Source organism: Rhodovibrio salinarum DSM 9154 (assembly GCF_000515255.1).
GTDB lineage: Bacteria > Pseudomonadota > Alphaproteobacteria > Kiloniellales > Rhodovibrionaceae > Rhodovibrio > Rhodovibrio salinarum.
Window position 1 is genome coordinate 1,290,417 of the sequence record NZ_KI911559.1, and the last position, 11,426, is coordinate 1,301,842.

Here is an 11,426-nt window from a genome sequence, read left to right on the forward strand (position 1 = left end):
CACCAAGCCAGTCTACCCGCGCTTGCCGGGAGAGGAGACGCATGAGCGATACCGACGGCTCCGCGCCGCAATACCTGAACCGCGCCGACGGCGCCCGCATCGCCTACCATCACACGCCCGGCGAGACCCCGGGACTGATGTTCCTTGGCGGCTTCGCCTCGGATATGGACGGGTCCAAGGCGTTGGCGCTGGAAGCCTACGCGCAGGCGCGTGGCCGCGCGTTTCTGCGGTTCGACTACCAGGGGCACGGGCAATCGTCCGGTCGATTCGCCGACGGCACGATCGGGCAATGGCGCGACGATGCGCTGAGCGCGCTCGACCAGCTGACCGATGGACCGCAGGTGCTGGTCGGCTCGTCGATGGGCGGCTGGATCATGCTGCTGGCGGCGCTGGCGCGGCCGGAAAGGATCGCCGGGCTGGTCGGCATCGCTGCCGCGCCGGATTTCACCGACGAGCTGCTGTGGTCGCGTCTGACCACGCAGCAGAAGCAGGAGATCGAGGACAAGGGGGTATGGAACATGCCCTCCGACTACGGCGACCCCGTGCCGATCACCCATCAGCTGATCGGTGAGGGCCGGCGGCATAAGCTGCTGGACGGGCCGATCGCGATCACCTGTCCGGTGCGTCTGCTGCAGGGGACCGCCGACGACGAGGTTCCCGCGGATTGGGCGCTCAAATTGCAGAACCGTCTGACCAGCGACGACGTCGAGGCGACGCTGGTCAAGGACGCGGACCACCGGATGTCCACGGACCGCGATTTACAGCGCCTGCGGGATACGCTGGACCGGCTGTTCCGCGATCTGGGCTAAGCTCGCGGATCGCTAGCCGACGAACGCCTTCTCGATGGCGTAGCCGCCGGCCTCGCCACGGTCGCCAGCGTCGAAGCCGCGGGACGTCAACTCGTTGACCAGCGCGTCCAGCATCTCCGGACCGCCGCAGACCATGGCCCGGTCTTTCTCCGGATCCATCGCGTCCAGGCCGAGCTCGCCCCACAGGCTGCCGTCGTCCATGTGCGTCGTGATCCGGCCGGTGCGGTAATAGTCCTCGCGCGTCACGGTCGGGTAGTAGAGCAGCTGCTGGGCGGCTTCCTCGCCGATCAGCGGGTGCTCGTGGATGCCCTCGCGCAGGTAGTGATCGAACACCAGCTCCGCTTGCAGACGGCAGGTGTGGTTGAGGATGATCCGCTCGTAGCGGTTATAGATCTCCGGCTCCTGGATCAGGCTCATGAACGGCGCGATGCCGGTGCCGGTGGAGAAGAGGTAGAGATTGCGCCCTGGGGCCACGGCGTCGAGCGTGAGCGTGCCCGTCGGCTTCTTGCCGACCAGCATCTCCTGACCGACCTCGATGTACTGCAGCCGGGAGGTGAACGCGCCGTCCTGCACCTTGATCGACAGGAAGCTAAGTTCCTCGTCGTAGCTGGCGTTGGTCATCGAATAGGCGCGCTGGATGATCTCCTGCCCGGTGTCCAGGCCGATCATCGTAAATTCGCCGGCCTCAAAGCGGAAGGTTCCCGGACGCGTGGTGCGCAGCGTGAACAGCCGGTCGGTGTAGTGCTGTACGTCGGTCACCTCGACCGCAAACAGCTTCTCGCGGATCTTGTCGCGTGCGGTGCTCATGCTCGTCCATTCTCCCTTCCGCCAGAGGCGGCCTGTGTGCCCCGTTCGACGCCGTGCGCAGAGCGTCACGCACGTCGCCCCGGCCACGGCCTCACCCGCTAAAGGTAGCCGGGGACCACGGCACGAACCAAGGCAATCCGTGCGGCCCAGCTATGCCGCGCCGCGATATCCCCGTCAAGTCCAGCGTGAAATAACAGTATCTACACCTGAGAATGTTGTTTTCTTTTCGGGTTGCTGATTTTTCCCAGAAAACGGCTGACCACCTTGTCTTCCGGGATCAGACCCTGCGGACGGAATAGCACGATTCCCGCGAGCAGAATGGCGACCAGCATCCACCGCAGGTAGCTGCTGCGGTCGGGCAGGGTGGGATGAATCGCCGCAAGCGTCGGTTCCAGCAGTCCGGTCAGGAAAGAGGTGCCCGACCAGACCCCCCAAATGATGAAGGCGCCCAGGATCGCGCCCTTGTTGTTGCCGCTGCCGCCCAGCATCAGCATCACCCAAATGATGAAGGTGGAGAACAGCGGCTTGAAGTGGCTGTAGTCGATCGTGACGGTGTAGTGGGCGTAGAGGGCCCCGCCCAGGCCCATTACCACCGCACCGACGACGAACGACTGGATGCGCAAGGCGGTCAGGTTCTTGCCGTTCATCGCCGCGGACGCCTCTTCGTCGCGCACGGCCCGCAGCGTACGCCCCCAGGGCGAGCGCAGGGCGGTCTCCAGCAGGATGTAGATCGCCGCCAAGCACAGCGTGATCAGCACCAGGTAGAAGAAGGTGTAGTCGCGCGGCTCCAGCGGCCCGAACAGCCAGCCAAGCCAGCCGGGGGCGCAGGACGGTTCCTGCACCAGGCAGTCCAGCGGCCGGGGGATGCCGCGCAGCGGCTGCGGGCCGTTGGCGAGCCAGCGTTCGTTCTGGAAGATCAGGCGGATGATCTCCGCGATCCCGATGGTGGAAATTGCCAGGAAGTCCATGCGCAGGCGCAGCACCGGGATCGCGATCAGGAACGCCACGATGCCCGACACCACGCCGCCGGCCAGCACGCCGATCAGGAACGGCGCTTCCAGCCCGAAGGCCTGCTGGGTGTAGTTCGCCATCACGCCGGTCGGCTCGGCGGTGGTGAACAGCGCCGTGGTGAACGCCCCGATCGCGAAGAAGCCCGCGATGCCGAAGTTAAGGTGGCCGTTGAAGCCCCACTGCGTGTTCAGCCCCAAAGCCAGGATGGCGTAGATGCTGGCCATGATGGTGAAGCTGACCAGGTAGCTGAGCCCGCCGGTCGGCATCAGCGCGACCACCGCGATGCCGGCGGCGACGCCCGCGACGAGCGCCGCGGGCAGGCGCAGCACGCCGCGCAGCGGGATCAGTTTGAGCCCCAGCAGGACCAGGGGGACGGCGACGAAGATGCCTTTGGCAAGCGTTGCGGCGTCCATGGTTTAGCTCCTCTCGCCGAACAGGCCTTGCGGGCGGATCAGCAGCGTCAGCACCAGCAGGAAGAAGGCGACGCCGGGCCCGTAGGCCGGGTTGATCGCCGCGCTGGAGACCTGCTGCGCCACGCCGATGATGACCGCGCCGGCGAGGGCGCCGCGCGGATTGCCGATCGAGCCCATGATCACGGCCGCGAACATCGGCAGCAGCAACCAGAAGCCCATCTCCGGGCGCAACTGCGAGGCGAGGCCGTACATCACGCCGCCGGCCGAGGCGAGCGCGCCCGAGAGCATCCAGGTGTAGGCGATCACCTTTTCGGTGTTGATCCCGCGGACCTGCGCCAGCTCGGGGTTGTTGGCGGTGGCGCGCATCGCCTTGCCCATCTTGGTCTTCTCCAGGAGCAGGTAGACCAGCGTCACCAGCACGAAGGCGAGCACCAGGATGAAGATCTGGTCCGCCTGCACCCTGAGCCCGAGCGGCAGGTCGAGCGCGGGGTTCGCCCGACCCTCGTAATAGAACCGGAAGTCCGAGCCCCAGATCAGGTAAATCACCGAGCGCAGGAAGAACGCCATGGCGAGCGAGGCCATGGCGAACAGCACCAGCGAACTGCCCTGGCGGCGCAGCCGGCGGTACATCACCCGGTCGACGCCGATCGCGACCAGGCCGACCAGCGGCATGGCGATCGCCAGGCCCGCCACCAGCTCCCAGCCGAAGGAGAACGGGCCGATCGGCTCGCTCTTCGGCAGGTAGGCGACGGTGGAGAAGGCGATGTAGGCGCCCAATGTGGTCAAGGCGCCGTGCGAGAAGTTGGGGAACTTCAGCACGCCGTAGACCAGCGTCAGCCCGATGCCGCCCAGGCCGATCACGCCGCCCAGCATGATCCCCCAGACGAACAGGGACAAAATGCGTGCCGGTTCGGCGTCCTGGGCCAGCCCGCCCAGGATTAGGGCGACGAAGAAGATCGCGATTACCGCCGCCAGCGCGGTGCGCGTTTGCAGCGCGGCTTTTAGCCGTTCGCCCGGGCGCGGGCCGAGCGTGGCCCGGGCGCCTTCGCTCGCTTGGGTCATCGGGGTTCTAGCCTCCCAGGTACAGGCGGGCGACGTCGGGGTCGTTCAGCAGTTCCTCGCCCGTGCCCTCGACGCGATTCTCGCCGCTCGCCATGACGTAGCCGCGGTGGGCCATCTGCAGCGACTGTTTGGCGTTCTGCTCGACCATCATCACCGCGATGTTGAACGTCTGATTGATGTGCACGATCCGCTCGAAGATGTGGTCGACCATCTTGGGCGCGAGCCCGGCGGACGGCTCGTCGAGCAGGATCAGCTTGGGGTCGAGCATCAGCGCACTGCCCATCGCGACCATCTGCCGCTCGCCGCCGGACATCTTCCCGGCCTTCTGACGGCGGCGCTCGTAGAGCCGCGGGAACAACTCGAAGATCTGTTCCTTGCGCTGCCCGACCTCGCTGTCGGCGCGCACGAACGCCCCCATGTCCAGGTTCTCGTCCACCGTCAGTTCGGTGAACACGTTGGCGACCTGCGGCACGTAGCACATGCCCGTTTCGACGATCTGGTACGGCTCGTGGCGCGAGATATCGACACCGTCGAATTCGATCGTCCCGGACCAGGGATGCAGCAGGCCAAACACCGCCTTCATGACGGTCGATTTGCCGGCCCCGTTGGGCCCGATGATCGAGACGACTTCGCCTCGCTGGACTTCGATCGAGACATCGGTGAGCACCTGCATGTCGCCGTAGCCGCAGGTGACCCGATCAACCTTCAGCAGCGGCATACTGACCACCCAAATAAGCTTCCAGGACCCGCGGGTCGTTGCGCACCTCTTCCGGGGCTCCTTGCATCAGCTTGGTGCCCTCGCTCATGACGATGACCGGGTCGCAGACGTTCATCACCAGGTCCATGTCGTGCTCGATCAACAGGAAGGTGATGCCGCGCTCGCGCTGCAGGTACTGGATGTTGTCGGTCAGACGCTGCATCAGCGTCCGGTTCACGCCGGCGCCCGGCTCGTCCAGCAGCACCAGCTCGGGCTCGGCCATCAGGATGCGACCCAGCTCGAGCAGCTTCTTCTGCCCGCCGGACAGCCGACCGGCCAGTTCGCCGCGCAGGTGGGCGAGGTCGATGAACTCCAGCACCTCGTCCGCCTTGGCGCGGATGCGCTCTTCCTCCGCGCGCACGGCGCCGGGCCGGAACCAGACGTTCCAGAATCGCTCCCCGATCTGATTGCCGGGCACCAGCATGAGGTTTTCCAGTACCGTCATGCTCATGTGTTCGCGCGGGATCTGGAAGGTCCGGCACAGCTTGTGCTCGAAGATCCGGTGCGAGGGCAGGCCGGTGATGTCGTGACCGCGGAAGGTGACGCGGCCGCTGTCCGGCGTGATTGCGCCGGTGATCAGGTTGAACAGCGAAGTCTTGCCGGCCCCGTTTGGCCCGATCAGGCCGGTGATCGTGCCGCGTTTGACCTGCAGGCTGGCGTGGTCGACCGCGCGGAGACCGTCGAAGCTCTTGGTCAGATCCTGTACGTCCAGCAGAACCTCGCCCGCTCCGGTCCCCGCGCCTTGGGCTGACGTGTCAGACACCTTGTGCGCTCCCTGTTCGAGCACGCACGGGCTGGCAGGGGTTTTGTCCAGGAAACGGCCGTTGTCCTGCGGTGAAGCCGCTCCCGCACCCGTGCGTTGCGTCGTTTGCCTGGTTTTTTTGCCCGTTTTCGATGGGCTTTGGTGCTTGGTCTGGGCGTGGCGCCCGTGGGTGGGATGGCTGTATTTATGCCAGCCGATACCCGGTTAACGAAACCGGGGCCGAATTGTTTGGTGCAGCGGGGCGTGCTGGCCGGCTATCCGGGTAAACGCAGCATTGCAGATCGGGCTGATCCAGGGCATCACCTTGCGTATGACCCAAGCCTATCGCCTCCCCGAGGAGTTCGAGACCACGCGCTACCGCTTGCGCCGGGCTGTGCCAGGCGATGCGCCTGCGATCTTCGCAAGCTATGCCACCGACCGTGCGGTGACGCGGTATCTTAGCTGGCGCCCGCATACACAGGTCCGTGAGACGGAGGAATTTCTGGCGGCCGTTGCGGCAGAATGGGAGGTTGGACAGGGCTTTCCCTTGGTCGTCTTTCCGCGTTCCGAGCCCACGGATCTGATCGGCATGTTTCACCCCCATGTTGATGGGACCACGGTGACTTACGGCTACGTTCTGGCCGCACGTGCGTGGGGGCATGGATGTGCCAGCGAAGTGATGACCTGGCTGGTCGAGCATGCCCTGATACACCCGGCGATCCACCGGGCGGAGGCCTTCTGCGATGTCGACAATCGGGCTTCCGCCCGGGTCATGGAAAAGGCGGGGATGGCGCGCGAAGGCTTGCTGCGCCGTCTGTTCCTTCATCCCAACGTCTCCCCCGCACCCCGAGATTGTTTCATCTATGCCAAGGTGCGCTAGGGACGGAGCCGAAATGCTGCCGTTGCTGTGATTATGGCCGTGTTTCCCCGCTGATGGGCCCTGTGCATAGGACTCAGAATGTCGCCACGTGCCATGCGATGCTTTAGGCTTCTGCACAGCGCCGGGAGCTTTCAGACCTGCCCGGCATCCACGGTCCGGGTCGCCCGAGAGGTATGACGCAGGCGTTTCAGTACGATATCGAGCGGCAGGATGCTGGTACCCTGCGCCTTGAGTTGCGCGGACCCTGGCGGGTCGATGCCGGGTTGCCCGACGCCCGCACGGCCGAGCAGGCTCTGGAAAGCGCGCAGGTGCGCCGGCTGGAGATCGCGGATGCAGGCCTGGAGGCGTGGGACAGTGCGTTGATCACCTTCCTACTGCGCCTGCACGAGGCCGGGCGCAAGCAGGAGGTGGAAATCGACCTGAGCGGTCTGCCGGACGGCGCCCGGCGGTTGCTGTCGCTGTCCCAGGCGGTCCCCGCGCACACCGATGGCCCGTCGGCCAAGGCGCGCGAGCCGCTGCTCACCCGGCTCGGCCACGCCGGCGTGCAACAAGCCAAGGCGGCCGGCGAGACTTTGAATTTCGTTGGCGAAGCGACGCTGTCGTTCATGCGCCTGTTGCGCGGCAAGTCGGCATTCCGACGCAGTGACTTTTTCCTGCTGATCCAGCAAACCGGCGCGGAAGCGCTGCCGATCGTCTCGATCATCTCGTTGTTGGTCGGGCTGATTCTGGCGTTCGTCGGGGCGGTACAGCTGCGCTGGTTCGGTGCGGAGATCTATGTTGCCGATCTGGTCGGCATCGCCATGACTCGCGAGATGGCGCCGATCATGACCGGGATCGTCTTGGCCGGTCGAACCGGCGCGTCGTTCGCGGCCAATATCGGGACGATGCAGGGCAACGAGGAGATCGACGCCCTGTCGACGCTCGGTATCGCGCCGATGGACTTCCTGGTGCTGCCACGCCTGCTGGCGATGCTGTTGATGATGCCGCTGCTGGTGCTCTACGCCGATTTCGTCGGCATCTTCGGCGGCTGGGTCGTCGGGGTCGGCATGCTGGACCTGACCAGTGCGGCCTACGTGTCGGAGACGCTGGCGAAGGTGACCGCCGACCACTTCCTGATCGGACTGACCAAGAGCCTGTTCTTTGGCCTGATCGTGGCCACGGCCGGTTGCATGCGCGGGCTGCAGGCCGGCCGCAGCGCCGCGGCCGTGGGCAACGCGGCGACCAGTGCCGTGGTCACCGGCATCGTCTACATCATCGTGGTCGATGCCGTGTTCGCCGTGATCTGCAACATCGTGGGGATCTAGTCCGACCATGACGCCCGATGCCGCCCGTCGTCCGGAGGCCGCAGATGCCGGCCAGGCCGCCCGCCCATCGGCGTGCATCGGCGTGCGCGACCTGACGATGGCGTTCGGCGGTTTCGTCGTGCAGCGTGATCTGACCTTCGATGTCGCGCGCGAGGAAATCCTGGTGATCATGGGCGGCAGCGGCTGCGGTAAGTCGACCCTGCTGCGCCACATGATCGGTCTGCTGCCGCCGGCCGAAGGCGATATTCTCTACGACGGCGTCAGCTTTTGGGCCGAGGGCGACCCTGCCACTCGGCGTCGGATCAGCCAGCGTTTCGGCGTTCTATTCCAATCGGGGGCCCTGTTTTCCTCGATGACGCTGGCGGAGAATGTGGCGCTGCCGTTGCAGCAGTATTCCGTGCTCAAGCCCGCGGAGATTTCCGAGATCGTGCGCTTCAAGCTCGCCCTGGTCGGGCTTGCCGGTTTCGAGGAGTACCTGCCGGCGGAGATCTCGGGGGGCATGCGCAAGCGTGCCGGCCTGGCGCGCGCGATCGCCATGGACCCGGATCTGCTGTTCCTGGACGAGCCGTCGGCCGGCCTGGACCCGCCGACCGCGCGCCGGCTGGATGAACTGATCCTGGAATTGCGCGACAGCATGCGCGCGACCGTGGTGGTGGTGACCCACGAACTGGACAGTATCTTCACGATCGCCGACGACAGCGTTTTTCTGGACGCGGAAAGCCGCACCATGATTGCCCAGGGAGCGCCACGGGACTTGGTTCACAATGCCGAAAGCGCCAAGGTGCGAAACTTCCTAAGGCGCGGCGAGACGCGTCCCGGCGCCGACGCCACCGACGCGCCCAGCTGAGGCTGCGGCAGACGAGCACGAAAGAGCAACCCGATCACCATGCGCTACCGGCCCAATCCCAAACTTATCGGTGCCTTTGTTCTGGGCGCGATCTTCCTGGCTGTGATCGCGGTCGCGGTGCTGGGCGGCAATCGCCTGTTTCAGACCACCCGCACGGCCGTCGCCTATTTCGATCAGTCGGTGGCCGGTCTGTCGACCGGCGCGCCCGTCACCTTCCGCGGCGTGCGGGTGGGGCAGGTCAGGGATATCAATCTGCGCGTGGAAACCGACGAGCTGAGCGCGCGCATCCCGGTGATCATGGAATTCCAGCTCGACCGGATCGAATGGGCCGGGGATGAGGGCTTTACCCAGGCGCAACTGGACCGTCTGATCGAACGTGGGCTGCGCGCCAAGCTGGTCTCGCAGTCGTTTGTGACCGGTCAGCTGGCGGTCGAGCTTGGCTTCGCGCCGGATACCCCGGTGCGCATGGTGGGGGTGCACGAGGACATTCCGGAAATTCCGACGGCGCCCGGCAGCTTGCAGCAGCTCAAGAGCTCGCTGGAGAACCTGCCGCTGCGGGATATTCTGAGCCGAACGATGTCGACTGTGGATCGGCTGGACCAATTGCTGAGACAACCAGCGGTGCAGAAGTTTGCGCCGGAAGCGTTGGCGACGCTCCAGGAATATCGTGGGTTGGCGCAGGATCTGCGCGGAAAGGTCGGGCCGCTGGTCGACAAGGTGGGCGATAGCGCCACGAGCGCGAACGAAACGCTGGATCGCGCAAGCACCGCGATCCAGCGAATCGATCGGGAGTTGACCCAGACGTTGCAGTCGGTACGTCAGGTGACCCAAACGCTCAACCAGCGGGTCGGTCCGCTCGCCGACAAGCTGGGACAGACGAGCGACGCGGCCACCGGCGCGATGCGGCAGGCGGAGGAGACCATGGCCAGCGCCAACAGCATGATCGAGCCGGGGTCCGCCGCTCAGCGTGACCTGCGCCGGGCGCTGGACGAGTTTGCCCGGGCGGCGCGTGCGGTCCGCGAACTGGCCGAGCAACTGGAGCGCAACCCCAACGCACTGATCACCGGGAAGGGGCGCTGATGATGATCAGAGCCGCGCGGACTCTTGCCTTCGCCCTCGTGACCGGCCTGTCGCTGAGCGCGTGCGGGCTGCCTCAGGAGTCCGCACCAACCTATTACTACGTGCTGGATCCGATCGATCCGGCGGCCGAGCGGCAAGCCGGCGGCGCCGTGCGTCTGGCGCTCGATACGGTCGAGATCCCCAGCTATCTGGATCGGCAGTCGCTGGTTACCCGTGGCCCCAACAATCGGTTGGAGGTGTCCAGCTTCCACCAGTGGGGGGAGCCGCTGAATGCCAATGTGACCCGCGTGCTCGGTGAGAACCTGCGTCTGCTGCTGGACCAGACGGACGTCGTTCGGCTGCCGAACCGCAACGGCGGGTTCAACGCCGAACTTCAGGTCGACATCGTCCGCTTTGAACGTGAGGCGGACGGCCCGGTTACCCTGGCTGCGCGCTGGATGATTCTGGATGGTCAGCGGCACAAGACGCTTGCTAGTCAACGGGCGGTCGTCATGGAGCCGGTCGAGAGCAGCCGTCCTGCGGCAACCGTGGCGGCGATGGATCGCGCGCTGGCCACGCTGTCCCGACGAATCGCCGAACATCTGCGCGAGGCCGGCGTCGCCACCTGATCTGTGACCTTACGGCGACAAGGTCTAAAATAAGAGATTAAAGTTAATCTCCAACCTTGTGCTTTTCCTGAATCTTAACCACTGGCATGACATACCTGTGGAGGTAGCGGTCGCCGACTCGATTCGGCGGCCCCAACGCCCCACAGGCTCATGGGCAGAGGATGCCAGTCGTGGTTGGAGTTTACGGCAATGCGCAAACGGGGGCTGTCGCCGCGCGGCGGACGGGTCTTGGCTTTCTGGTGGCGCTCACGCTGGCCCTCCTTGCCGTGCCCGCCTCGGCGGATGACCTGTTTGCCGTTGGCAACGAGCGCCTGAACGTACGGATGCATCCCGATGTGGTCCGCCCGAACGAGATCGGCGTGGACGGAATTTCCGAGGTGGGGCTGGAGAGTATGTTGCGGGCGCGCGCGGTGACCGCGGGCCCCGATCTGTCGGTGGAGATCGGACACCGCAGTGCCGCCACGCCGGATGACGATGCGTTCGACCTGCAACAGCAGTTGGGTGTGCACGGTCGTTTGGTCGATGTGATCTCCCTGCCGGCTTACGGGATCGGGGCGGATCTGGGGCTTGGATATAGTGTCGCCGATCCGGCGGCGCTTTCCACGGGGACGATGGAAACCACGCTGACGCTGCGCTCATCCCCCTTCGACCGGCTGTCGACGCAAACCGATGTGACCTGGCATGGCCGCCGCCCAGAGGATGACGAACGGTGGCACTACGGCGGCAGCGGGCGGTTGGGCCTGAACTACGCGTTGCCCGGTTTCGGGACGCTTGGTGCGTTCGAACGCCTCGAAATCGCCGACCTGCGCGGCCAAGAGTACGCCTACGAGACGGGCGTGAGCCTCGACTTCGGAGCGCATACCTTCAGCCTCAGCCAGCGCCTGGAGTATGTCGACCAGCGCCTCGTGGGGCCGCCTGCGGCCGCCGCCGAATATGGCTGGCAGGTCGGGTCGATCGATATGGCACTCAGCGCCGACTACACGGCCGCCACCGACAGCGCGCCGGCAGCCGGCTTTGCCGGCCTCGCGGTCACCTTCGGCCTCGCGGGCCCTGGCCCGAGTGTGCTGTTGGACATGCTGCGGTAGCGGAGGCTTGGGGACCCCGGC

At 65.7% G+C, this 11,426-nt stretch carries 12 protein-coding genes; 7 read left to right on the forward strand and 5 right to left on the reverse strand.

Going from position 1 to position 11,426, the window contains the following annotated elements; translation table 11 throughout:
- Positions 1–41: 41 nt before the first annotated feature.
- Positions 42–809 carry an alpha/beta hydrolase gene (locus RHOSA_RS0106040; protein WP_027287966.1) on the forward strand — a complete coding sequence of 256 codons (768 nt, stop codon included), beginning with the start codon at positions 42–44 and terminating at the stop codon, positions 807–809.
- A gap of 12 nt (positions 810–821) precedes the next feature.
- Here RHOSA_RS0106040 and RHOSA_RS0106045 read toward each other — a convergent pair whose 3' ends face one another.
- The 5 genes from RHOSA_RS0106045 to RHOSA_RS0106065 all read right to left on the reverse strand — a co-directional run bounded on the left by RHOSA_RS0106045 (position 822) and on the right by RHOSA_RS0106065 (position 5,622).
- Entirely contained in the window at positions 822–1,616 is a 795-nt protein-coding gene (locus RHOSA_RS0106045; protein ID WP_051431861.1) for a ferredoxin--NADP reductase, read from the reverse strand.
- Positions 1,617–1,816: 200 nt separating this feature from the next.
- The gene (locus RHOSA_RS0106050; protein ID WP_051431862.1) at positions 1,817–3,040 is read right to left on the reverse strand and encodes a branched-chain amino acid ABC transporter permease; all 1,224 of its coding nucleotides are present in this window, start codon (positions 3,038–3,040) and stop codon (positions 1,817–1,819) included.
- 3 nt (positions 3,041–3,043) lie between these two features.
- Positions 3,044–4,102, reverse strand: coding sequence for a branched-chain amino acid ABC transporter permease (locus RHOSA_RS0106055; RefSeq protein WP_051431863.1), 1,059 nt, complete (start codon positions 4,100–4,102; stop codon positions 3,044–3,046).
- Positions 4,103–4,109: 7 nt separating this feature from the next.
- Positions 4,110–4,820, reverse strand: coding sequence for an ABC transporter ATP-binding protein (locus tag RHOSA_RS0106060; RefSeq protein WP_200372078.1), 711 nt, complete (start codon positions 4,818–4,820; stop codon positions 4,110–4,112).
- The gene (locus RHOSA_RS0106065) at positions 4,801–5,622 is read right to left on the reverse strand and encodes an ABC transporter ATP-binding protein (protein WP_437123663.1); all 822 of its coding nucleotides are present in this window, start codon (positions 5,620–5,622) and stop codon (positions 4,801–4,803) included. Before RHOSA_RS0106065 ends, RHOSA_RS0106060 begins: the two co-directional genes overlap by 20 nt.
- A 274-nt stretch (positions 5,623–5,896) precedes the next feature.
- On the opposite strand from RHOSA_RS0106065, the gene RHOSA_RS0106070 reads away from it, so the two are divergent.
- From RHOSA_RS0106070 to RHOSA_RS0106095, 6 genes are all read left to right on the forward strand, one after another.
- Entirely contained in the window at positions 5,897–6,481 is a 585-nt protein-coding gene (locus RHOSA_RS0106070) for a GNAT family N-acetyltransferase (RefSeq protein ID WP_200372077.1), read from the forward strand.
- 173 nt (positions 6,482–6,654) lie between these two features.
- Complete coding sequence (locus RHOSA_RS0106075) at positions 6,655–7,785, forward strand: ABC transporter permease (protein ID WP_027287973.1); 1,131 nt, start codon at positions 6,655–6,657, stop codon at positions 7,783–7,785.
- Between the two features lie 7 nt (positions 7,786–7,792).
- Positions 7,793–8,632, forward strand: coding sequence for an ABC transporter ATP-binding protein (locus RHOSA_RS20830; protein WP_081728525.1), 840 nt, complete (start codon positions 7,793–7,795; stop codon positions 8,630–8,632).
- A gap of 39 nt (positions 8,633–8,671) precedes the next feature.
- Positions 8,672–9,712: an MlaD family protein gene (locus tag RHOSA_RS24055; RefSeq protein ID WP_051431864.1), complete on the forward strand. Its 1,041-nt coding sequence runs from the start codon at positions 8,672–8,674 to the stop codon at positions 9,710–9,712.
- A complete protein-coding gene (locus tag RHOSA_RS0106090) occupies positions 9,712–10,320 on the forward strand; it encodes a PqiC family protein (RefSeq protein WP_027287974.1) in 609 nt (202 codons plus the stop codon). Before RHOSA_RS24055 ends, RHOSA_RS0106090 begins: the two co-directional genes overlap by 1 nt.
- A gap of 170 nt (positions 10,321–10,490) precedes the next feature.
- Complete coding sequence (locus RHOSA_RS0106095) at positions 10,491–11,405, forward strand: hypothetical protein (RefSeq protein ID WP_027287975.1); 915 nt, start codon at positions 10,491–10,493, stop codon at positions 11,403–11,405.
- Positions 11,406–11,426 lie beyond the last annotated feature (21 nt).

Excerpts from the sequence above, each read along its gene's own strand:
- RHOSA_RS0106040 (WP_027287966.1), top strand. The coding sequence starts at position 42 with ATGAGCGATACCGACGGCTCCGCGCCGCAATACCTGAACCGCGCCGAC.
- RHOSA_RS0106045 (WP_051431861.1), bottom strand. The coding sequence starts at position 1,616 with ATGAGCACCGCACGCGACAAGATCCGCGAGAAGCTGTTTGCGGTCGAG.
- RHOSA_RS0106050 (WP_051431862.1), bottom strand. The coding sequence starts at position 3,040 with ATGGACGCCGCAACGCTTGCCAAAGGCATCTTCGTCGCCGTCCCCCTG.
- RHOSA_RS0106055 (WP_051431863.1), bottom strand. The coding sequence starts at position 4,102 with ATGACCCAAGCGAGCGAAGGCGCCCGGGCCACGCTCGGCCCGCGCCCG.
- RHOSA_RS0106060 (WP_200372078.1), bottom strand. The coding sequence starts at position 4,820 with ATGCCGCTGCTGAAGGTTGATCGGGTCACCTGCGGCTACGGCGACATG.
- RHOSA_RS0106075 (WP_027287973.1), top strand. The coding sequence starts at position 6,655 with ATGACGCAGGCGTTTCAGTACGATATCGAGCGGCAGGATGCTGGTACC.
- RHOSA_RS20830 (WP_081728525.1), top strand. The coding sequence starts at position 7,793 with ATGACGCCCGATGCCGCCCGTCGTCCGGAGGCCGCAGATGCCGGCCAG.
- RHOSA_RS24055 (WP_051431864.1), top strand. The coding sequence starts at position 8,672 with ATGCGCTACCGGCCCAATCCCAAACTTATCGGTGCCTTTGTTCTGGGC.
- RHOSA_RS0106090 (WP_027287974.1), top strand. The coding sequence starts at position 9,712 with ATGATGATCAGAGCCGCGCGGACTCTTGCCTTCGCCCTCGTGACCGGC.